At 66.7% G+C, this 21,534-nt stretch carries 17 protein-coding genes, 1 tRNA gene and 5 pseudogenes; 22 read left to right on the top strand and 1 reads right to left on the bottom strand.

Going from position 1 to position 21,534, the window contains the following annotated elements; translation table 11 throughout:
• Positions 1–16 precede the first annotated feature (16 nt).
• The 19 genes and pseudogenes from CAP13_RS04870 (at position 17) to holA (ending at position 17,706) form a co-directional block, all read left to right on the top strand.
• Positions 17–2,779, top strand: coding sequence for a glycoside hydrolase family 38 N-terminal domain-containing protein (locus CAP13_RS04870; RefSeq protein WP_085830467.1), 2,763 nt, complete (start codon positions 17–19; stop codon positions 2,777–2,779).
• Between the two features lie 178 nt (positions 2,780–2,957).
• Positions 2,958–3,032: transfer RNA gene (locus CAP13_RS04865), tRNA-Asn, on the top strand.
• 508 nt (positions 3,033–3,540) lie between these two features.
• Entirely contained in the window at positions 3,541–4,125 is a 585-nt protein-coding gene (gene pyrR, locus CAP13_RS04860; protein WP_085830466.1) for a bifunctional pyr operon transcriptional regulator/uracil phosphoribosyltransferase PyrR, read from the top strand.
• 3 nt (positions 4,126–4,128) lie between these two features.
• Entirely contained in the window at positions 4,129–5,073 is a 945-nt protein-coding gene (locus CAP13_RS04855) for an aspartate carbamoyltransferase catalytic subunit (RefSeq protein WP_085830465.1), read from the top strand.
• Positions 5,057–6,346, top strand: a complete 1,290-nt coding sequence (locus tag CAP13_RS04850) for a dihydroorotase (protein WP_085830464.1) — start codon at positions 5,057–5,059, stop codon at positions 6,344–6,346. The genes CAP13_RS04855 and CAP13_RS04850 overlap by 17 nt, the downstream gene beginning before the upstream one ends.
• Before the next feature lie 113 nt (positions 6,347–6,459).
• A complete protein-coding gene (locus tag CAP13_RS04845; RefSeq protein WP_245798909.1) occupies positions 6,460–7,266 on the top strand; it encodes a dihydroorotate dehydrogenase electron transfer subunit in 807 nt (268 codons plus the stop codon).
• 11 nt (positions 7,267–7,277) lie between these two features.
• Positions 7,278–7,613, top strand: a pseudogene (locus CAP13_RS04840) (dihydroorotate dehydrogenase); the annotation flags it as partial.
• A pseudogene (locus CAP13_RS09680) lies at positions 7,592–7,708 on the top strand (hypothetical protein); the annotation flags it as partial. The pseudogenes CAP13_RS04840 and CAP13_RS09680, both read left to right, overlap by 22 nt.
• A 199-nt stretch (positions 7,709–7,907) precedes the next feature.
• Entirely contained in the window at positions 7,908–8,216 is a 309-nt protein-coding gene (mihF, locus tag CAP13_RS04835; protein WP_085830463.1) for an integration host factor, actinobacterial type, read from the top strand.
• On the top strand, positions 8,217–8,786 hold the full coding sequence (gene gmk / locus CAP13_RS04830) for a guanylate kinase (RefSeq protein ID WP_085830462.1): 570 nt from the start codon (positions 8,217–8,219) through the stop codon (positions 8,784–8,786). It abuts the gene before it with no gap.
• 4 nt (positions 8,787–8,790) lie between these two features.
• Positions 8,791–9,075 carry a DNA-directed RNA polymerase subunit omega gene (locus tag CAP13_RS04825; protein WP_085830461.1) on the top strand — a complete coding sequence of 95 codons (285 nt, stop codon included), beginning with the start codon at positions 8,791–8,793 and terminating at the stop codon, positions 9,073–9,075.
• 3 nt (positions 9,076–9,078) lie between these two features.
• Positions 9,079–10,242 carry a tRNA uracil 4-sulfurtransferase ThiI gene (gene thiI, locus CAP13_RS04820; protein ID WP_085830460.1) on the top strand — a complete coding sequence of 388 codons (1,164 nt, stop codon included), beginning with the start codon at positions 9,079–9,081 and terminating at the stop codon, positions 10,240–10,242.
• 258 nt (positions 10,243–10,500) lie between these two features.
• The gene (locus tag CAP13_RS04815) at positions 10,501–11,196 is read left to right on the top strand and encodes a ComEA family DNA-binding protein (protein WP_085830458.1); all 696 of its coding nucleotides are present in this window, start codon (positions 10,501–10,503) and stop codon (positions 11,194–11,196) included.
• A gap of 469 nt (positions 11,197–11,665) precedes the next feature.
• Positions 11,666–12,205: pseudogene (locus CAP13_RS04805) on the top strand (beta/alpha barrel domain-containing protein); the annotation flags it as partial.
• Positions 12,199–12,489, top strand: a pseudogene (locus tag CAP13_RS04800) (orotidine 5'-phosphate decarboxylase / HUMPS family protein); the annotation flags it as partial. The pseudogenes CAP13_RS04805 and CAP13_RS04800, both read left to right, overlap by 7 nt.
• Positions 12,483–13,409: pseudogene (locus CAP13_RS04795) on the top strand (tRNA sulfurtransferase); the annotation flags it as partial. The pseudogenes CAP13_RS04800 and CAP13_RS04795, both read left to right, overlap by 7 nt.
• 258 nt (positions 13,410–13,667) lie before the next feature.
• Entirely contained in the window at positions 13,668–14,363 is a 696-nt protein-coding gene (locus tag CAP13_RS04790; RefSeq protein ID WP_085830458.1) for a ComEA family DNA-binding protein, read from the top strand.
• A complete protein-coding gene (locus CAP13_RS04785; protein ID WP_085830457.1) occupies positions 14,360–16,678 on the top strand; it encodes a DNA internalization-related competence protein ComEC/Rec2 in 2,319 nt (772 codons plus the stop codon). Before CAP13_RS04790 ends, CAP13_RS04785 begins: the two co-directional genes overlap by 4 nt.
• Before the next feature lie 62 nt (positions 16,679–16,740).
• Entirely contained in the window at positions 16,741–17,706 is a 966-nt protein-coding gene (gene holA, locus CAP13_RS04780) for a DNA polymerase III subunit delta (protein WP_085830456.1), read from the top strand.
• A gap of 119 nt (positions 17,707–17,825) precedes the next feature.
• On the opposite strand, the gene rpsT is transcribed toward holA, so the two are convergent.
• Positions 17,826–18,086: a 30S ribosomal protein S20 gene (rpsT, locus tag CAP13_RS04775; protein ID WP_085830455.1), complete on the bottom strand. Its 261-nt coding sequence runs from the start codon at positions 18,084–18,086 to the stop codon at positions 17,826–17,828.
• Positions 18,087–18,278: 192 nt separating this feature from the next.
• Here rpsT and lepA point away from each other — a divergent pair, with 192 nt between their 5' ends.
• From lepA to CAP13_RS04760, 3 genes are all read left to right on the top strand, one after another.
• Positions 18,279–20,087, top strand: coding sequence for a translation elongation factor 4 (gene lepA, locus CAP13_RS04770; RefSeq protein WP_085830758.1), 1,809 nt, complete (start codon positions 18,279–18,281; stop codon positions 20,085–20,087).
• Positions 20,088–20,090: 3 nt separating this feature from the next.
• Entirely contained in the window at positions 20,091–21,086 is a 996-nt protein-coding gene (locus CAP13_RS04765; protein ID WP_085830454.1) for a tRNA dihydrouridine synthase, read from the top strand.
• Positions 21,087–21,137: 51 nt separating this feature from the next.
• Positions 21,138–21,534 (top strand): radical SAM protein (locus tag CAP13_RS04760; RefSeq protein ID WP_143764911.1); only part of this gene is annotated, 397 nt, incomplete at its 3' end.

Raw genomic sequence — 21,534 nt, 5'->3', positions numbered from 1 at the left:
GAGTAAAGGAGGACAGATGGGTAAGACGATTCACGTGGTCCCGCATTCCCATTGGGACCGGGAGTGGTATTTCACCACCTCACGCTCCAAAGTCTATCTGATGAAGGATTTGGCGGACGTCCTCGACGTCCTAGAGGCCAACCCGGCCTTCAAGACATGGATGCTCGACGGTCAGGCCTCGTTGCTCGATGATTACCTGGCATGGCGACCTGGCGATGAGGGGCGTATCCGAAACCTTGTCGGGGAGGGCCGTCTCATTATCGGCCCTTGGTACACGCAGACCGATCAGATGATCATCTCAGGCGAGAGCATCGCGCGCAACCTGTTCTACGGCATGCGGAGATGCGAGGAATTCGGCCCCTATATGAACGTGGGGTACATGCCCGACTCATTCGGCCAAGCTGCAAACATGCCCCAGATCTATCGGCAAGCCGGCATCGAGGACGCCCTGTTCTGGCGCGGTGTCTCCAATGACGAAGTTGACAAGCTCAATTTCACCTGGCGAGGCGATGATGGGTCAACGGTGTTCGCAACACAGATGCCCACCGGGTACTACATCGGGGGCAATGTTCCCGAGGATGCGGAAGAGGCACGAACGTGGTGGCATAACCAGGTCCTGGATAAGATCGCCCCGCGGCATGCGACGAAGAACGTGTATTTCCCCTGCGGTTTCGATCAGGCCCCGGTACGTGCGAACCTCCCAGATCTCGTGGAGGAGCAGGCGTCGCGCGCTCCTGAGAACACGTACTGTATGAGCAGCCTTCCCGCCTACATCGCAGCGACAAAGGACGCCATCAAGCGTGACGGCATCGCGCTCGAGGAAATCTCCGGGGAACTGCTCACCGCAAAGCACATGAGGATCCACCGGAGTATCTGGTCGTCGCGCTCGGATTTGAAAGCGCTCAACACGCGCGTTCAGAATTATGTCGCGAATGTGATGGAACCGCTGCTCACGCTCTCAAGCAGCCTCGGCAACGAGTACCCCCATGGAGCCGTTGAAAGCATCTGGAAACTCCTCTTTGAGAACGCCGCTCACGATTCGATCGGATCATGCATATCCGACACGGCGAATGCCGACGTGCGTATGCGCTACAAGCAGGCGAGCGATATCGCAACGTCGCTGGTCGAGCTGCACAGTCGCCTGATCGCCACGAACGTGGAGGCGGGTGGGGCCCCTATGACGTTCACGGTGCTCAACCCCTATCCGAAAGAGCAGGATGGCGTCATCATCAAGAAGCTGTATCTGCCAGGCGGCCCCTTCTCAATCGTCGACGCGGCCGGGAAGCCCGTCGCCTACTCCATCTTGAAAAGCCGTGACCTCACGGACTACGTGCTTTCCCAAACCATTCGCTTAAATCCGAGTAAGGACATCTACCTGCCCGATCGTGTGATCGAGGCGACGGTGGCGCTTGAGGCGCATGGGGTGCCCGCAATGGGCTACGCGCAGTACCGGATGGCTCCCGGAGGAAGCTCTGCCTCCGCGTTCACCCCACGGGGTCGCGACTCCGTGCTGGAGAACGAGTTCTATACGGTGTCGGTCAACCCCGACGGCTCGCTTCGCGTTCTCGACAAAGAGTCGGGCACCATCTACGATCACCAGGCCGTGCTCGAGGAGAACGGAGACGATGGGGATTCGTTCAACTACTCGCCCCCGCGCGATGATCTTGTCGTGCGCTCGGATGCGAGCCCAGCCGAGGTGGCTTTTGAGGGTTCCGATATCTACCAGCGCGCAACGATCGCGATTCGCATGAAGGTCCCTGCGACGCTGCAGGAGCGGGCGGAGGGTATCCGCTCAACGGAGATGCCCGTGACGCTGACGGTCGGATTGCGCCGCGCGAGCCGCGCAATCGACGTGAACGTGCACGTTGACAATCCTGTAGGCTCCCATCGTCTCTGCATCTTGTTCGACGCGCTGATGGCCACGCGCGTGAATTTCGCCGATCAGCAGTTTGGCGCGATCACGCGCGACAACGTGCATGCGCGCTCCATGGCATTGTATGAGGCGTCGCTTGCCGCGGCGGCAGGGGAACCGGTGGACGAAGGGGCGGAGGCGAACCTGCCGGCAAATTGGCGGCAGAATGCCGAGAGTTGGCAGGAGCCGCCCATCTCCATCGAGCCCACGCAGAGCTATGTCGCCCTGTCAGATGGCGAGCGCGGTCTCGCCGTCCTTCCTCTAGGCGTGCGTGAGTATGAGATCATCGGCCAGGAGAAGGGCGTCATCCGGCTCACGCTGTTCCGCTCCTACGGCTTCATGGGCCGTGAGAACCTGCTCTTCCGCCCTGGGCGGGCATCGGGCGAGCGAACGATTGAGACGCCGGAGGCCCAGCTTCTCGGCCCCATGGACTATAAGTTGGGCTTTTGCACGTTTGTGGGATCAGTCGACGAAGGTGGCGTCGCCGAGCTTGCGCGCGTTTATGACGGCGAGATGGAGCTCTACGAATACGCTGAGTTCCTGAATGGCAGACTCATCTTCTCGGAGCCTGAGGTTACAGGGACGCTCGCGGCGACGGGATCGCTCTTCATGGTCGAGGGCACGGCGATCGTCTCGGCGGTCAAGGCAGCTGAGGATCCGGCCATGCCCGGCATCATCGTTCGGTTGTTCAACGGCCTGCACGAGGGTGATGCAACGGCGGTTCTGCGTTTCGCATCGCCGATCCGGACGGCGTACCAGTGCGACCTGCGTGAGCGTCGTTCCGGTGAGGTCTCGTTTAGCGGCCATGAGGTGACCATCAAGCCGCTGACACACTGCAAGTTCGTCACGCTTTATATCGAAGCATAGGTGGCGGTGACGTCGCGTTTGGTGCACGGCATCTGCGGCACCTTTATGATGGGGCGTCCCTCCGGGGTCGTCCCGTCTGCGTATAACCCTGGACCGCCTCCCAAGGTTTTGAAAAAAAGCTCTTGCGTGGTGGCGCGGCTTGCGTATACTTAACTTCGTCGCACACGCGACGCCGAATTCCTCGGTAGCTCAATGGTAGAGCACGCGGCTGTTAACCGCGCTGTTGTAGGTTCGAGTCCTACCCGGGGAGCCAGATCTTTCAGACCCGCCTCTTCGGCGGGTTTTTTATTTTGCGAGTTCGATGCGAATGGTATGTGAGTGCCGTCTCGTTTCCGCACCCGATTTCCGCATCCGATGCGTGCGATCTCCGCCGTCGGAATTGCAATATTGCGCGCTTTGCATAGATCGAGGGCTTATTTGGTCGAGTTATGAACAACGCTATTCATAGTTCCCGATATTGCACTATCATTCACCTGCGGTTTCTCTAAGAGCAGGTAGTCCTCTGCGGAAGGACCTATTCATAGCTCAACATATTGCAATTTCGGTGCCGTGTAAAACGCTCGCAGCCCCACGCCGCGCCCTATGCTACACTTCCTTCGACCTTTAAGTGTCGGTACGAGATACCCGCAAGGTTCCATATCCGGATCCCCATCCGGCTTCTTGCAGATGTCTCAGCCGCACGCGCGGTCGGGCATCTATTTTTTTGGCACGAGGGGCGCCGCCGCGCCGCACTGATGCCAAGGGAGCAGGAAAGGAGATCGATGGGCACGACAACCCCCAAGGCGGTCATCATGGATGAGACCGCTGTCAACCGCGCGCTGACGCGCATCGCCCATGAGATCGTCGAGCGGAACGAGGGCACCTCGGACCTCGCGATCGTGGGCATCGTCACCCGCGGGGACATCCTCGCCCGCCACCTCGCGGAGCTGGTCCGCGAGATCGAGGGTGTGGAGGTGCCGCTCGGCAGCCTCGACATCAGCTTCTACCGCGATGACTTCGCCACGCACTTCGCGCCTGAGGTCCATGCGACCAACATCCCCTGGGATGTCGACGGCAAGCGCATCGTGCTGGTCGACGACATCCTTTTCACCGGCCGCACCATTCGCGCCGCCCTGGATGCCGTCATGGACATGGGCCGCCCGCGGAGCATCGAGCTCGCCGTCCTTGTGGACCGCGGTCACCGTGAGCTCCCGATCAGCCCCGATTTCGTCGGCAAGAACGTGCCCTCCTCCCGGAGCGAGAACGTCCGCCTGTACATGAGCGAGACCGACGGACGCACGTCCGTCGAGATCACCGATGTGGCCCCCGGTGCCCGTATCGGCTCCGCGCCGCTGGGAGGGGAGTAACCCATGGCCTTCAACCACAAGCATCTCATCGACATCACCGAGTACTCCGATGCCGACATCATGACGATCCTCGAGACCGCCAAGGCGTTCAGCCAGGTCAACGAGCGCGCCATCAAGAAGGTCCCGACGCTCAAGGGCAAGACCATCGTCAACATGTTCAACGAGCCCTCGACCCGCACCCGCTCATCCTTCGAGCTCGCCGAGAAGCGCCTGTCCGCCGACACGATGAACTTCGGCGGCTCCTCCACGAGCACCGTGAAGGGTGAGAGCCTCATCGACACCGTGATGACGCTCGACGCCTACAAGATCGACTGCATCGTCGTGCGCGACAAGCATGCGGGCGCTCCCTACATGGTCTCCCAGGCGAGTCCTGCGGCCGTCATCGACGCCGGAGACGGCAAGCACCAGCACCCCACGCAGGCCCTGCTCGACCTCTACTCCATCTGGGAGCGCAAGGGCGGCTTTGAGGGGCTGCGCGTCGGCATCGTCGGCGACATCGGCCACTCCCGCGTCTGCGGCTCGCTCGTGCCGGCGCTGAAGATCATGGGCGCCGAGGTGACCCTCGTGGGACCCGGGACACTCATGCCGGCCCGTCCCGACGTCCTCGGTGCCGATCACGTCTCCGCCCACTTGGACGACGTCCTGCCCGATCTCGATGTGGTCTACATGCTCCGCGTGCAGATGGAGCGCCTAGAGGGAGCCCCCTTCCCGAGCATCCGCGAGTACCATGACCTCTACGGCCTCACCCGCCGCCGCGAGCACCTGATGCGCCCGGACGCCATCATCTGCCACCCCGGCCCCATCAACCGCGGTGTCGAGTTCGACAGCTACATGGCCGACCACCCCGAGCGCTCGGTCATCCTCGACCAGGTCTACGCCGGCATCTGCGTGCGTATGGCCGCCCTGTACCTGCTCCTTGGAGGTGCCGACAATGGCCTTTCTGCTTAAATCCGCCCACATCGTAGACCCCGCCCTCGGCCTCGACGGCGTCGCCGACGTCCTCATCGAGGGGGACCGCATCGCCGAGGTGGGCCCAGACCTCGCCGCTGAGGGCGCCGAGATCATCGACCTTACGGGCAAGTACCTGGTGCCCGGTCTCGTGGACATGCACGTGCACCTGCGCGATCCGGGTCAGGAGTACAAGGAGGACATCGAGAGCGGCACCCGTGCGGCGGCCAAGGGCGGCTTCACGGGCGTGTGCGCGATGCCGAACACCGACCCCGTGACCGACACGGGCGCGATCGTCCAGTACGTGAAGACCCGCGCCGCCGAGGTCGGCCACTGCCGGGTCTACCCTTCAGGCGCGATGACCCGCGGCCTCAAGGGGGAGGCGCTCTCCGAGATGGGCGACATGGTCGCCCGTGGCGCGGTTGCCTTCACCGATGACGGCCACGGTATCCAGGACGCCGGCATGGTGCGCACCTGCATGGACTACGGCAAGATGTTCGGCAAGGTCTTCATGAGCCACTGCCAGGACAACAGCCTGGTGGGGGAGGGGCAGGTGAACGAGGGCGTCGTCTCAACGCGCCTCGGCATGCTCGGCTGGCCCGCTGAGGGCGAGGAGGTCCAGATCGCCCGCGATATCCAGATCGCCCGTCTGACCGGTGCCCGCCTGCACATCCAGCACATCACGACCGCGCGCGGCCTCGCGCTCGTGCGCGCCGCGAAGGATGAGGGCCTCGACGTGACCTGCGAGGCGACGCCGCATCACCTCTTCCTGACCGAGGATGCGATCGATGACACCTACCCGACGGTCATGAAGGTGAACCCGCCGCTGCGCACCGCCGAGGATGCCCGCGCCCTCGCCCTGGGCGTCGCCGACGGAACCGTCGATGCGATCGTGACCGACCACGCCCCGCACGCGGCCTGGGAAAAGGCGCGCGAGTTCGCCTTCGCTCCCTTTGGCATGACCGGGCTCGAGACCTCGCTCGCCCTCATGATCACCCACCTCGTGAAGCCGGGTGTGATCGGGTATGGCCGCCTGGTCGAGCTCATGTCCATCGCGCCCCGCCGGATCCTCGGCGTCGAGGAGGTCCGTATCGAGGCGGGCGCCACGGCGGACCTCACGGTCTTCGACCCCGAGCTCGCCTGGACCGTCGGGGCGGACGGCTACGAGTCCAAGTCTGACAACTGCGGCTTCGACGGCGAGTCCCTGACCGGCCGTGCGACCGACGTCTTCGTCGGCGGCATGCGCACGCTCGCGGGCGGCTCCGTCTGCTAGGTCAGCCCCGCGCGCCCCGCCGCGCATTTACGGTAAGCTAACAGGCAGTCAAGGTGCGCCGACGCCGCGACCACCGGCGGCGGCGCTCATGCGAATAGAGTAGGAGGGGTTCCATGCCCACGCCCTCACCGGCACGCATGCACGATTTCGCCGTCGTGTCGAACGTGGAGATCGCCGACGGCGTTTTCTCGCTCACCATCGAGGCCCCGGCGCTTGCTGCGGCCCTCAAACCGGGGCAGTTCATGAACATCGCCGTCCCTGGTAACGCCCAGTCCCTGCTGCGCGTCCCCTTGAGCTACGCCCGTGCGGACGCCGGCGCCGGCATCGTTGAGATCTGGTTCGCCGTCGTCGGCGACGGGACCCGGAGGCTAGCCGCCATGGAGGTCGGCGACACCTCGACCCTGCTCGGGCCCGGGGGCCATGGCTGGACGGTGCCCGCTGGCCCCGAGGCGTGCGGCCGCGCTCTGCTCGCGGGCGGGGGCATCGGCATCCCGCCCATCGTCGCCCTCGCGCGGGCCCTCTCCGAGCGGGACATCCCCTTCGACGCCTGCCTCGGCGCGGCGAGTGCGAGCAAGCTCGTGGGCGTGCCCGAGCTTGAGCGCTTCATGACCTCCGGTGATATCTACGTCTGCACGGATGACGGCTCCGCGGGCGAGCGGGCCTTCTGCACCGATCCGGCGGCCCTCCTCCTCCAGAAGGGCGGGTACGACTATGTCGCCACCTGCGGCCCCGGCGTCATGATGAAGAAGGTCGCCGACGCCGCCGCCCAGGCGGGCGTCGCCTGCGAGGCCTCCCTCGAGCGGATGATGGCCTGCGGCTTCGGAGCGTGCAACACCTGCAACGTGGAGACGGTTGACGGCATGCGCGGAGCCTGCATGTGCGGCCCGGTGTTCGATGCGACCAAGGTGGTGGTCTGGTGAGCGACGTGAAGATGGCCGTCGACTTCGGCGGCGTGAAGATGAAGAACCCGGTGAACACCGCGAGCGGCACCTTCGGCTACGGCTGGCAGTTCGCGGAGCTCATGGATGTGTCACGGCTCGGTGCGATCACCACGAAGGGTTGCGCCGCCGAGCCCTGGGCCGGCAACCCGGCACCGCGCATGACCGAGGTGCCCGGCGGCATGATGAACTCCGTCGGCCTCCAGAACCCGGGTGTCCGCGCGTTCGCGAGTGAGTCCGGCCCCTGGCTCGCCGACCTCGCCGCCCAGGGCACGCAGGTGATCTGCCAGGTCGCAGGGCACTCANGATCGCGGCCGGTGCGAGCCATATCGTGGTCGGACGACCCATCACGGGCGCGGACGACCCGGTCGCCGCCTTCGAGGCCATCGTCGCGGAGCTCGAGGCGCCGAGCGCGGGCGCTTAGCCGACCACGGCCGTACGCTGCGGAAACTTCGCGCATGTTCTATGGAGGAGCGGGGCTGCTCACGAAAAGCCCCGGTACATGCTTGAATTTTGCTGTACGTTCGACTAATCTATGTGGGCGTTAAGGGTTCAGAGGTGGCTTTAGCAGGCATTTCTCTAACCGTCTACGTGTGTGTAATCATCCGACATTGGAGGTTCTAATGGCACTCCCCCAGCTCACCGACGAGCAGCGCAAGGCTGCCCTTGAGAAGGCTGCTGCCGCCCGTCACGCCCGCGCCGAGCTTCGCGAGAAGATCAAGAAGGGCGAGACCACGCTTGAGTCTGTGCTGAACTCCGACGACCCCATCGCATCCCGCATGAAGGTCTCCACGCTGATCGAGTCGCTCCCCGGCTACGGCAAGGCCAAGGCCGCCAAGATCATGGACGAGCTCGGCATCTCCGCCACCCGCCGTGTTCAGGGTCTCGGCGTCCGCCAGCGCGAGCAGCTTCTCGAGCAGCTCAGCAAGTAAGTGAGCTCTCGAACCCCCAAGCTCTTCGTCATCTCCGGACCGTCAGGAGCAGGGAAGGGAACCCTCGTCGCCCAGGTGCGCGAGCGTCTCCCGCACCTGGGCCTGGCGGTTTCCGCTACCACGAGAGCGCCGCGCGCGGGTGAGATCGACGGCGTCACCTACCATTTCCTCACCGATGACGAGTTCACGCGCCGCGTGGACAACGGTGACTTCCTCGAGTGGGCCCAGGTGCACGACCATCGCTACGGGACCCTGGTCTCGGAGGTCGAGCGCAACCTCGACGCGGGACGCTCCCTCATTCTCGAGATCGACGTCCAGGGCGCGCTCGCCGTCAAGCGGCGCTTCCCATCGGCGGTCCTCATCTTCATCGAGCCGCCGTCCCTCGAGATCCTGCGCGAGCGCCTCGTCGGCCGCGGTTCTGAGACCGAGGAGTCCCTCGCGCTCCGCATGGCCGATGCCGAGGAGGAGCTCAAAGTGGCAGGCGTCTACGGCGCCCGCCTCGTCAACGACGACCTTGCCCGAGCGACCGACGAGCTCGTCGAGACACTCACCAGTTACGAAAGGTGCTAACCGCATGTCAGTTGTCAAACCGTCCATCGACGATCTGCTGAAGCAGACCGACAACAACCGCTTCCTGCTCGCGTCCCTCGCCTCCAAGCGCGCCTGTGACATCAACAGCATGCTGCGCGAGCAGCACAGCCGCGTCCTCGCCGTCCAGGAGGTGGACGACATCACCGTCGCGCTCTCCGGCAAGGACACCATCTCCATGGCTATGGATGAGATCGTCGACGGCGACATCTCGTTCGAGCACGATGTGTTCGAGGAGGCCCTGGGCCACAAGGCCGAGGCCAAGGCGTAAGCCATGGCGAGCCGTGTCTGCCTGGTGCACTATCACGAGATAGGACTCAAAGGCAAGAACCGCGCACGATTCGAGCGCATCCTCATGGACAACCTCAAGGCGGCCCTGGCCGCCTTTTCCGTGGCGACCCTGACCCGCATCTCAGGCTACGTGCTCGTGACCTTCTCGGTTGCAGGCGANGGCGCGGGGTGTGGGGAGGCGCGGCGGGGGGCGGCTCCCTTCGAGAGCTCCAGGGTGCCCGCCCGCCGATCGAACACCGACTACGAGCTCTCCTCGCTCGACCTCAACCGTCAGGTGGGCGAGGTGCTCTGCGCGGCCTTCCCCGATAAGCGCGTGCAGATGCGCGGGGTCGACGTCATCGTCTACGTGCTCGTGGTGCAGGGGAGCGTTTACGTCTACGCGCGGAGCATCCGCGGCGTGGGCGGGCTCCCGCAGGGAAGCGCCGGCAAGGTCATGACCCTCCTCTCGTCGGGCATCGACTCGCCGGTCGCGACCTGGATGCTCGCACGGCGCGGCGCCGTCACCGTCCCGGTGCACTTCTCGGGCCGCCCGCAGACGCCCGACACGAGCGAGTTCCTGGTTCAGGACATCGTCGCTGCACTCGCACCCGCGGTGCAGGTGGGCCGGCTCTACGTCGTCCCCTTCGGCGATGTGCAGCGGGAGGTCTCGGTGACGTGCCCGAGCAGCCTGCGTGTGATCATGTACCGTCGCCTGATGTACGCCGTCACCGAGCGGCTCGCCCGCATCGAGGGCGCGAAGGCCATCGTGACCGGTGAGAGCTTGGGCCAGGTGGCCTCCCAGACGCTCGAGAACATCATGGCCGTGAACGAGGTGGTCGACATCCCGGTCTTCCGACCGCTCATCGGCAGCGACAAGCAGGAGATCATCGAGCGCGCCGCGCGGATCGGCACCTATGAGATCTCCATCCAGGCGGCGCCCGACTGCTGCACCCTCTTCATGCCGCGGCGGCCTGAGACCCATGCCCGCTTGGACGAGGTGCACGAGGCCTGGGAGCTGCTCGATCACGAGGCGCTGATCCAGGGCCTCGTCGACTCCGTCGAGTATATCGACTTCCCCGCGCCGACCTACCGACCCCCGCGGTCCCTGCGCGCCCACCATGCGGAGCTGGCCCCGCGTGAGCTGCCTCTCGCGGGGAAGGACCAATAGGAGCGATCCCATCGCAGCGCTGGCGCCGAGGCCGTTTTGAGCGACGCGCGCCCGTGGAGACCCCTCGGGGTTCCCGCGGGCGCGCGTCGTCTATTTCAGTATCCCTGCAGGATCTGCGCGCCTCCACAGGTCCGATCATGTTGAAAACTCACCCAGAACAGCCTCTTGACCTCGCCTGTTAGATGAAGGCGAGCCATCTGTAAGGCCGCGGTTGAAATCTTGAGACCGACGCCTGCGCACCCCGTCGTTCCGGCGACGATGGACGGGAGGGGTGATCGGATGCAGATGCCGCGTGAATCGAGCAGGGTCCTGGGGACCATCAAAAACCTGATACGGAGTCACCCGGTGCTTGTTACCGGAGCGGGTGTCCTGCTGGCGGCCGTCATGCTTGCCGGCATGCTGAACGCGGGGTCCGGTGAGCTCATCGAGCGAGCGGAACCCGTGTTGACGACGGGTTCGGCGATCATGGACTCCAACGCCGGGGGAGCGGAAGGGGCCGGGCAAGCTCTTGTGGTCGACGTCGGCGGGGCGGTCCAGCATCCCGGTGTGGTTGAGCTCGTCGCCGGCGCCCGGGTGGCGGACGCCATCGCCGCGGCGGGCGGTCTCACCGCCGATGCCGACGTCGCAACGGTGAACCAGGCGGCCCCGCTCGTCGATGGGTCGAAGGTGACCGTGCCGCGCGCAGGGGAGGAGGCGGTCCCTGCCGCGGAGGCTGGTGACCCGCAGGGAGCCGGATCCGCATCCGCGGCGCCATCTGCCGCCGGACTGGTCAACATCAACACGGCCACCGCAGACGAACTGGTCTCCCTGCCGGGTGTGGGGCCCGCCACCGCCCAGGCAATCATCGAGGACCGCGCGGCGCACGGCCCCTTCTCGAGCGCCGAGGATCTCATGCGCGTGAGCGGGATCGGGGAGAAGAGGTTCGAGAAGATGAAGTCGCGGATCACGATATGACCGATGGCCCTGAGTTCCCTGTTCGGCCGCTCATACCGCCTGCTGCGGGCGGTGCCATCGCCGTGACCGTCGTCGCGGGCGTCTTGCTTGAGTTGGCCTGGCACGCCCGTGTTGGCGGAAGTGCCGCCCCACTTCCGGCCGCGCTCCTCACGGGCTCCATCGCTGCGGGAGGGCTCCTGGTCGCGGTGGTCAGGCATCGCGGGGTGGGCGACAGGCGTCGGGCCGCGGCGACATGGGTCATCTGGTCCCTGCTCGGCGCGCTCACCGCTTCGGTGTCAAGTGGGCTGTGGATGGCGCGGATGGAAGCGGCCGCGCAGCGCCTCGAGGATGCCCAGGTGGCGGAGCTTGTCTACCGGGTTCACGGGGACCCGCGAATCCAAGACCGCGGGTCGGCGTCCTCCGCCCAGGTGCGCGATGCGGCGGGGAATGAAGTTGCCCGGGTGCGGCTCACCAGCGGCGATCAACTGGAGGGTGGCGAGNCAACGTGAGCTGCCCGAACCTCGCCGCCGGCGGCATCGCCTGCGGCTCCACCCCCGAGGGCGCGGCCGAGGTCATGCGCGCCTGTCGCGCGGTCACCGACCGGCCCCTCTTCGTCAAGATGGCCCCGGTGCGCGTTCCCGAGATCGCACGGGCCCTCGAGGACGCCGGCGCAGACGGCCTCACGCTCATCAACTCGATCTCGGGCATGTCCATCGACGTCAACACACGCCAATCGAAGCTCTCGAAGCCCACCGGCGGCCTCTCCGGCCCGCTCTGCCATCCGATCGCCGTCCGGATGGTCTGGGAGGCTGCCCGTGTCGTCAACATCCCCATCTGCGGGGTCGGCGGCATCATGAGCGGCGAGGATGCGGCTGAGTTCATCCTCGCGGGCGCCACCTGCGTGTCGGTTGGCATGGCGAACCTGGTGGACCCTGCGGCCTCCATCCGCATCCTGGACGAGCTCACCGCATGGGCCGAGAGCCAGGGCGTCGCGGATATCAACGAGCTCGTGGGGGCCCTCGAATGGTGAGCCCCGACGTCCGCGACCGCATCATGGTCGCCCTCGACTGCGATCGCGCGCGCGCCATCGAGCTCGCGGACGCGCTTGCCGGTCACGCACGCTGGATCAAGGTCGGCATGACCCTTTTCTACGCCGAGGGCCCCTCGATCGTGGCGGCCATGCGCGAGCGGGGCATGCGGGTCTTCCTCGACCTTAAATTCCACGATATCCCGCATCAGGTCGAGGGAGCGGCCCGGGCGGCTGCGCTCGCAGGGGCCGACCTCCTGACCTGCCACGGCCTCGGCNCGCCCGCCGATCGAACACCGACTACGAGCTCTCCTCGCTCGACCTCAACCGTCAGGTGGGCGAGGTGCTCTGCGCGGCCTTCCCCGATAAGCGCGTGCAGATGCGCGGGGTCGACGTCATCGTCTACGTGCTCGTGGTGCAGGGGAGCGTTTACGTCTACGCGCGGAGCATCCGCGGCGTGGGCGGGCTCCCGCAGGGAAGCGCCGGCAAGGTCATGACCCTCCTCTCGTCGGGCATCGACTCGCCGGTCGCGACCTGGATGCTCGCACGGCGCGGCGCCGTCACCGTCCCGGTGCACTTCTCGGGCCGCCCGCAGACGCCCGACACGAGCGAGTTCCTGGTTCAGGACATCGTCGCTGCACTCGCACCCGCGGTGCAGGTGGGCCGGCTCTACGTCGTCCCCTTCGGCGATGTGCAGCGGGAGGTCTCGGTGACGTGCCCGAGCAGCCTGCGTGTGATCATGTACCGTCGCCTGATGTACGCCGTCACCGAGCGGCTCGCCCGCATCGAGGGCGCGAAGGCCATCGTGACCGGTGAGAGCTTGGGCCAGGTGGCCTCCCAGACGCTCGAGAACATCATGGCCGTGAACGAGGTGGTCGACATCCCGGTCTTCCGACCGCTCATCGGCAGCGACAAGCAGGAGATCATCGAGCGCGCCGCGCGGATCGGCACCTATGAGATCTCCATCCAGGCGGCGCCCGACTGCTGCACCCTCTTCATGCCGCGGCGGCCTGAGACCCATGCCCGCTTGGACGAGGTGCACGAGGCCTGGGAGCTGCTCGATCACGAGGCGCTGATCCAGGGCCTCGTCGACTCCGTCGAGTATATCGACTTCCCCGCGCCGACCTACCGACCCCCGCGGTCCCTGCGCGCCCACCATGCGGAGCTGGCCCCGCGTGAGCTGCCTCTCGCGGGGAAGGACCAATAGGAGCGATCCCATCGCAGCGCTGGCGCCGAGGCCGTTTTGAGCGACGCGCGCCCGTGGAGACCCCTCGGGGTTCCCGCGGGCGCGCGTCGTCTATTTCAGTATCCCTGCAGGATCTGCGCGCCTCCACAGGTCCGATCATGTTGAAAACTCACCCAGAACAGCCTCTTGACCTCGCCTGTTAGATGAAGGCGAGCCATCTGTAAGGCCGCGGTTGAAATCTTGAGACCGACGCCTGCGCACCCCGTCGTTCCGGCGACGATGGACGGGAGGGGTGATCGGATGCAGATGCCGCGTGAATCGAGCAGGGTCCTGGGGACCATCAAAAACCTGATACGGAGTCACCCGGTGCTTGTTACCGGAGCGGGTGTCCTGCTGGCGGCCGTCATGCTTGCCGGCATGCTGAACGCGGGGTCCGGTGAGCTCATCGAGCGAGCGGAACCCGTGTTGACGACGGGTTCGGCGATCATGGACTCCAACGCCGGGGGAGCGGAAGGGGCCGGGCAAGCTCTTGTGGTCGACGTCGGCGGGGCGGTCCAGCATCCCGGTGTGGTTGAGCTCGTCGCCGGCGCCCGGGTGGCGGACGCCATCGCCGCGGCGGGCGGTCTCACCGCCGATGCCGACGTCGCAACGGTGAACCAGGCGGCCCCGCTCGTCGATGGGTCGAAGGTGACCGTGCCGCGCGCAGGGGAGGAGGCGGTCCCTGCCGCGGAGGCTGGTGACCCGCAGGGAGCCGGATCCGCATCCGCGGCGCCATCTGCCGCCGGACTGGTCAACATCAACACGGCCACCGCAGACGAACTGGTCTCCCTGCCGGGTGTGGGGCCCGCCACCGCCCAGGCAATCATCGAGGACCGCGCGGCGCACGGCCCCTTCTCGAGCGCCGAGGATCTCATGCGCGTGAGCGGGATCGGGGAGAAGAGGTTCGAGAAGATGAAGTCGCGGATCACGATATGACCGATGGCCCTGAGTTCCCTGTTCGGCCGCTCATACCGCCTGCTGCGGGCGGTGCCATCGCCGTGACCGTCGTCGCGGGCGTCTTGCTTGAGTTGGCCTGGCACGCCCGTGTTGGCGGAAGTGCCGCCCCACTTCCGGCCGCGCTCCTCACGGGCTCCATCGCTGCGGGAGGGCTCCTGGTCGCGGTGGTCAGGCATCGCGGGGTGGGCGACAGGCGTCGGGCCGCGGCGACATGGGTCATCTGGTCCCTGCTCGGCGCGCTCACCGCTTCGGTGTCAAGTGGGCTGTGGATGGCGCGGATGGAAGCGGCCGCGCAGCGCCTCGAGGATGCCCAGGTGGCGGAGCTTGTCTACCGGGTTCACGGGGACCCGCGAATCCAAGACCGCGGGTCGGCGTCCTCCGCCCAGGTGCGCGATGCGGCGGGGAATGAAGTTGCCCGGGTGCGGCTCACCAGCGGCGATCAACTGGAGGGTGGCGAGACCGTCCGCGCCATCACCCGTATCCGCCCGCTCGGTGAGGACGCCTGGGCCCGCTCGCGGTACCTGCGCGGGGAGGTTGCGGCCGTCGAAGCGGTCCGCATCACGGGGCGCACCTCCGCCGGCGGACCCGTCTCATCCCTGCGCGCACGGTTGCTCGCGGCGATCGACCCCGCCTCATCACCCGGCCGCGCGCTGATCGCGGGCGTCGTCTGCGGGCGCACGACCGAGCTTGCACAGACCGAGGCCGACGGCGCCTTCGCGACAACGGGCCTGTCTCACCTGGTGGCGGTATCCGGCGGCCACCTCGCCCTCGTCGCGGCGCTCGCCGCCGGGGTGCTCGAGCGCCTGCGGGCCGTCATCGTACGCTCGGCCATCCTGGTGGCACTCATGGCGGCCTATGTCCTCTTCACCGGCGGGGCCCCATCGGCGGTGCGCTCCCTGGTGATGGTGGCGGCCTCGCTCGTCGCCCGTGGGGCGGGGAGGCGGCCCCACGGCCTCTCCGGCCTGTCAATCGCCGTCATCGCCCTCGTCGCCGAGCAGCCGGGGGTCGTCTTCGATCTCGGGTTTCAGCTCTCGGCCGCAAGCGTGCTCGGCATCCATGTCCTCGCCCCCTACATCGCCTATCACATCGAGATCCTCAACGTCCCGCCCGCTCTTGCCCGCGCACTTGCGGCCACCTGCGCCGCCCAGGTCATGACCGTGTCCATCACCCTGCCGGTTTTCGGGGCCCTCTCCCTGATAGCCCCGGTAGCGAATCTCGTCGCAGGTCCGCTCATGAGCGCCCTGCTCGTGATCGGGCTCTTAACCGTTCCCGTGGCAGCACTCATCCCCGCGGCGTCTCAGCTGATGCTCCTTCCGGGATGGGTCGCGAACATGTCCATCTGGGTGGCAGAGCTGCTCGCCCGCATACCCCATGCCTCCCTCGCCCTCGATCCCGGGCCTCTGGTCCCCCTCATCATCTACGGTGCTGTCCTCACCGTCTTCGTCTGCTGGCGGCGCCTTCACCCCAAATCCATCGCATTCGGCTGCCTGGTCCTGGGGGCTGCGATGGCGCTCTGGGCCGGCACATGGCGCCTTGCCGCACCGCCTGAGCTCGTCATTCTCGACGTGGGCCAGGCAGATGCCATCCTCATCAGGGACGGTCCACGGGCCGTGCTCGTCGATGCGGGCGTGGATGACCGCGCGGCCCGCGCCCTCGCGCGCCAGAACGTCCTCCATCTCGACGCGATCGTCATCACGCACTGGGACCGAGATCACTGGGGAGGGATCGCGGACATCCTGCGCTCCGTGCCAACCGATGCGCTCATCGTGGCTGCGGATGCGGCTGCGGCGGCCCCGGACGAGGTGGCGCGCGCCTGGAACCGGGAGATCACGCAGGTCTCCCGCGGCGACCGCCTCATGGTGGGAGGGTTCTCATGCCGGGTCATCTGGCCTCGGGAGTCGGTTGTGGGCGATGAGAACGGGGAGTCGCTCTGCCTCGCGGTGGAGTTCGATGACGGCGTGAGGAGCCTCACAGCCGTGCTCACCGGCGACACGGAGGCAGACGAGGAGCGCGCCTACATGGGTGACGTCGGGGATATCGACATCCTCAAGGTCGGTCACCACGGATCGAAGGTGTCGGTTGACGGGGAGGTCCTGGGCGTCCTGCGGCCTGAGGTGGCGGTCGCGAGCGCGGGGGAGGGGAATCGCTACGGACATCCCAGCCGCGCGTGCACCGACGCCCTTGCCGAGGCGGGGACGCGGTTCCTCTGCACGATGGATGCGGGCGACGTCACCCTCACGCCCGGGCGCGGCGGGGTCGGCGTCCGAACCGGTCGCCGCTGGGCGCAGGGGTGAAGTGGGGTAGTATGGACCCGCACCGCGGGCATGCCGCGCCCCTGCGAGAGAACGGAGGAACCATGGCCGATCTGCTTCCCGCCTATCTGGTGGTCGGGACCGACGAGCTCAAACGCTCCGTCGCCATCAAGCGCCTGCGCGACCGCCTTGAGAGCACAGGCATGGCTGACTTCAACATCGACGAGCGGGACATGACGCGCGATCCCGCCATCGACGACATCATCGCCTCCCTGAACACCCTGCCCATGAGGACCGATTTCCGCCTCGTCATCCTCTCCGGCTGCGACCGCCTCGCCAAAGCCGTCTCCGAGCCGCTCGTCAGCTACCTCAAGGATCCCTCATCGACCACGGTCTGCCTCCTCGTCGCCGACAAGCTTGCCAAGAACACCCGCCTCTACAAGGCGGTGGCACGGCTCGGCGCCCGCGCTGTCATCGACTGCGCGCCGAAGAAGGCGTGGGAGCTGCCGGATCAGGTTGTGGCTATGGCGCGGTCGTACGGGAGGGGCATGACCAAGGCCGCCGCCGCAGAGCTCGTGGAGCGGGCCGGCGAGAACACGCGCCTGCTCGATAACGAGCTCAAGCGGATCGTCCAGCAAGTCGACGCCGCCGTGATCGAGGTCGATGATGTGCGCCGCCTCGTGGTGCGCACGGCCGAGGCCAAACCCTGGGCCCTGCTCGACGCCGTGGCCGCACGCGACCTGCCCCGCGCCCTCGAGCTGCTCGAGATCCAGCCCAAGGGAAGCGAGGTGCGCCTCTACGCGCTTGTGGTGGGGCGCATCCGCGAGCTCATCGTCGCCAAGTCCCTCGACGCGCGAGGTGCCGGCCGCGAGCTCGCAAGCCGGCTCAAGGTCCAGGAATGGCAGGTGAAGCACCATCTCTCATGGGCGCGGCGCTTCTCGATGACCGAGCTCGTCGATGCGCTCACCGCGGCCGCCGATCTCGAGCTCGCGCTCAAAGGCTCACGGGACTCCGCGCTGGCGTTCAGGCTCTGGATCGCCGGTGTGATCACGAAGCACGAGGCCGGGTAAACGTCACGCATCTTGATTCGCGGAACAAAGGACCGCTCATCCCTGTCGATCCCAAGGGTTTGCAGCCAAAAAAGGACCCCGGTCACCCGGGGTCCTTCACATATCGTATGCGGTGTCGCTTAGAGCGAGTTCACCAGGTTCTGCACGCCGCTCTTGCGGTTGGCGGCCTGGTTCTTGTGGATGACGCCCTTGGCGACGGCCTTGTCGAGCGCGCGGTAGGCGCGGGTGGCGGCTGCGCTGGCGGCGTCCTTGTCGCCAGCCTCAACGGCGGCGCCGACATGCTTGATCAGCGTCTTGAGCTCGGAGCGGATGGCCTTGTTGCGGACGCGGGCCACCTCGCTGGTGCGGATGCGCTTCTTCTGGGACTTGATGTTAGCCACGTTCTTGGTTTCCTTTCGCGATCTGTATACGTTTGCTCCGGACTCTGAGACACGGTTCCGTCAAACAGACGGAGAGTATACCACCATTTGCGCTGCTCGCAACCGGAGTTGCTGTGGATTCAGCGTGGTGCCCACGATTTGCGCACGAGGACGCCCTCGCGGCTGGCTGCCGTGTCCGCTATCATAGCGCCCATGGCTACCTTTGATACCTCACATATCAGGAACTTCTCCATCGTCGCCCATATCGACCATGGCAAGTCCACCATCTCAGACCGCATCCTCTCGCTCACGCGCACCGTCGAGGAGCGCGACATGGAGTCGCAGCTCCTGGATACCATGGACATCGAGCGCGAGCGCGGCATCACGATCAAGTCGAACGCCGTGCGCGTGATGTACGATGCCGACGACGGGGAGACCTACCAGTTCAACCTCATCGACACCCCGGGTCACGTCGACTTCACCTACGAGGTCTCGCGCTCGCTCGCCGCCTGCGAGGGCGCCGTCCTCGTGGTGGACGCCACCCAGGGCGTCGAGGCGCAGACGGTCTCGAACGCGAACCTGGCCATGAACGCGAATCTGGACATCGTGCCGGCCATCAACAAGATCGACCTGCCGAGCGCCCATCCCGAGGAGGTGAAGACCGAGATCGAGGACGAGCTCGCCATCCCCGCCGACGACGCCGTCTGCGTGTCGGGCAAGACCGGCGAGGGTATACACGACCTCCTCGAGGCCATCGTCGGGCTCGTCTCCGCGCCGGAGGGGGATGCCGACGGCCCGCTTAAGGCCCTGATCCTCGATTCGTATTTCGACGAGTATCGCGGCGTGGTGGCCATGGTGCGCGTCTTCGACGGCTCGATCAAAAAAGGCGACCAGCTCTGGATGATGCAGGCGGGGGAGGGTTTCCTCGCCGACGCCGTGGGCGTGAAGCGCCCGGCCGAGGCCCTCGTGCCCGAGCTCGGCGTGGGCGAGGTCGGCTTCGTCGTCACCGGCCTGAAGGACCCCGAGGCCGTCCGCGTCGGCGACACCGTGACCGGCCGCGACCGGCGGTGCGCTGAGGCCCTGCCAGGGTACCGCGAGGCCAAGCCGATGGTCTACACGGGCATCTTCCCGGTGGACAACAAGGAGTACGAGAACCTCCGTGACGCCCTGGACAAGCTGCATGTGAACGACCCGTCCCTCACCTGGTCCCCGGAGACGTCCGCGGCCCTCGGCTTCGGCTTCCGCGTGGGCTTCCTCGGACTGCTCCACATGGAGGTCGTGAAGGAGCGCCTGGAGCGCGAGTTCAACCTGGACCTCATCGCCACGAGCCCGAGCGTCGACTACCACGTCTTCAAGACCGACGGCGAGATGGTCGCCGTGCGCAGCCCTCAGGATCTCCCCGATGTGACGCGCATCGACCACATCGAGGAGCCCTACCTCAAGGCGAAGATCATCTGCCCGCCCGAGTTCACCGGGGCGGTCATGCAGCTCGCCATCGAGCACCGCGGCGTCACCACCGACATGATCCACCTCACCGAGCGCTCGGTCGAGATGCACTTCGACATGCCGCTCGCCGAGCTCATCCTCGACTTCTTCGACCAGCTGAAGAGCCGCACCAAAGGCTACGCCTCGCTCGACTACGAGTTCTCGGAGTACCGTGCGAGCGACCTCGTGAAGCTCGACATCCTGCTCTCCGGCGACGAGGTGGACGCCCTTTCCTTCATCGTCCACAAGGACAAGGCCTACGCGCTCGCCCGCGGGCTCTGCGACAAGCTCAAGGAGATCATCCCGCGTCAGCTCTTCGAGGTGCCCATCCAGGGGGCCATCGGCAACAAGATCATCGCCCGCAGCACGGTCAAGGCCCGCCGCAAGGACGTGCTCGCCAAGTGCTACGGCGGCGATATCTCGCGCAAGCGCAAGCTCCTCGAGAAGCAGAAGGAGGGCAAGAAGCGTATGAAGGCGATCGGATCGGTCGAGGTCCCGCAGGAGGCGTTCCTGGCCATCCTGAAGGTCGACGAGTAGCCCATGGGAGCGCCAGAGATGAGCAGCCTGCTCCGGGAACGCTTCCAGGAGCAGCCCTTCATGCTCGCCCCGATGGCCGGGGTCACCGACCCCGCCTACCGCATCATGTGCCGCCGCCACGGGGCGCGCTCCGCCTACTCCGAGATGGTCTCCGTGGCGGGTCTCGCCTTCGCGAGCGAGCGCACCTGGGAGCTGCTCCTGCCCGCCGAGGAGGAGCCCGACCTCTCCGTCCAGCTCTTCGGCAGCAAACCCGAGCAGTTCTCCGCCGCGGTCGCGTCCATTCAGGAGCGCCTGGGTGCCAAGCTCGCGCTCATCGACATCAACATGGCCTGTCCGGCGCGGAAGGTGATCACGAAGGGCGAGGGATCGGCCCTCATGGAGGCTCCCGAGCTCGCGGCGGAGATCGTGCGCGCCTGCGTGCGGGAGGCCGAGGTGCCGGTGACCGTCAAGATGCGCCGCTCCTTTCGTTCGGGCGCCGAGGTCGCCCCCGAGCTCGCCGCCCGGCTCGAGCAAGCGGGGGCCGCTGCCATCGCCGTGCACGGGCGCACCGCCTCCCAGCTCTATGCGGGTACGGCCGACTGGGGCGTCATCGACCGCGTCGCCTCACGCGTGTCCGCGCCGGTGATCGGATCCGGCGACGTCTTCACGCCCGAAGCGGCCTCCCGCATGCTCGCGGACACCGCCGCGGAGGCCGTGTTCATCGCGCGCGGGAGCTACGGGAACCCGTGGATCTTCGAGGACGCCTGTGCGATCACCGCCGGTGGGGGCGCCGCGGCCCACGGGTGGGCGGAGCGGCTTGACGCCCTGGCGGAGCACCTCGACCTGCTCCGGGCGATCGGCGCCCACATGCGTCGCGCGCGGACCTTCGCCACCTGGTACCTGAAGGGGATGCCCCATGCCGCCGGGTGGCGGGGGAGGGCCGTGCGCTGCGAGACCTACGAGGATTTCACCGAGCTGGTGCGCGGCATCCGCGCCGATGTGGAGTCCGTTGAGGGGTGAGGCGGGGTTCCGCACGCGTGCGGTACCCTGCGACGGATAAGGAGCTCTGACATGATCGAGGCCCTCTACCTCCATGTTCCCTTCTGCGTCTCGCGCTGCCGGTACTGCGACTTCGCCACCGCTGCCACGCGGGCGGGCGACCCGCTCATGGCAGCCTATGCATCGTCCCTCACGCGCTTGGTCGCTGAGGCCCGCGACCGGGGCCTCATCGCCTCAGTGCGCACGGCGTACGTCGGCGGCGGCACACCGACGATGCTCGCAGCAGACGACCTCGCATCCCTGATCGGTACCGCGGCGCGCGCCGTTGACGGGTCCGTTCGGGAGCTTTCCTTCGAGGCGAATCCGGAATCGCTGACCGCGTCGGTCCTCGATGCCGCGCGCGCCGCCGGTGCGACCCGTGTCTCAATCGGCGTTCAGTCGCTCGAGGACCGCGAGCTCGCCGCGCTCG

It is taken from the genome of Collinsella vaginalis (assembly GCF_900176655.1).
GTDB classification, from domain to species: domain Bacteria; phylum Actinomycetota; class Coriobacteriia; order Coriobacteriales; family Coriobacteriaceae; genus Collinsella; species Collinsella vaginalis.
Note: the sequence above shows the minus strand (reverse complement) of the source record. Positions and strands in the feature narration are given on the sequence as shown.

Excerpts from the sequence above, each read along its gene's own strand:
- CAP13_RS04870 (WP_085830467.1), top strand. The coding sequence starts at position 17 with ATGGGTAAGACGATTCACGTGGTCCCGCATTCCCATTGGGACCGGGAG.
- pyrR (WP_085830466.1), top strand. The coding sequence starts at position 3,541 with ATGGGCACGACAACCCCCAAGGCGGTCATCATGGATGAGACCGCTGTC.
- CAP13_RS04855 (WP_085830465.1), top strand. The coding sequence starts at position 4,129 with ATGGCCTTCAACCACAAGCATCTCATCGACATCACCGAGTACTCCGAT.
- CAP13_RS04850 (WP_085830464.1), top strand. The coding sequence starts at position 5,057 with ATGGCCTTTCTGCTTAAATCCGCCCACATCGTAGACCCCGCCCTCGGC.
- CAP13_RS04845 (WP_245798909.1), top strand. The coding sequence starts at position 6,460 with ATGCCCACGCCCTCACCGGCACGCATGCACGATTTCGCCGTCGTGTCG.
- mihF (WP_085830463.1), top strand. The coding sequence starts at position 7,908 with ATGGCACTCCCCCAGCTCACCGACGAGCAGCGCAAGGCTGCCCTTGAG.
- CAP13_RS04825 (WP_085830461.1), top strand. The coding sequence starts at position 8,791 with ATGTCAGTTGTCAAACCGTCCATCGACGATCTGCTGAAGCAGACCGAC.
- CAP13_RS04815 (WP_085830458.1), top strand. The coding sequence starts at position 10,501 with ATGGACGGGAGGGGTGATCGGATGCAGATGCCGCGTGAATCGAGCAGG.
- CAP13_RS04790 (WP_085830458.1), top strand. The coding sequence starts at position 13,668 with ATGGACGGGAGGGGTGATCGGATGCAGATGCCGCGTGAATCGAGCAGG.
- CAP13_RS04785 (WP_085830457.1), top strand. The coding sequence starts at position 14,360 with ATGACCGATGGCCCTGAGTTCCCTGTTCGGCCGCTCATACCGCCTGCT.
- holA (WP_085830456.1), top strand. The coding sequence starts at position 16,741 with ATGGCCGATCTGCTTCCCGCCTATCTGGTGGTCGGGACCGACGAGCTC.
- lepA (WP_085830758.1), top strand. The coding sequence starts at position 18,279 with ATGGCTACCTTTGATACCTCACATATCAGGAACTTCTCCATCGTCGCC.
- CAP13_RS04765 (WP_085830454.1), top strand. The coding sequence starts at position 20,091 with ATGGGAGCGCCAGAGATGAGCAGCCTGCTCCGGGAACGCTTCCAGGAG.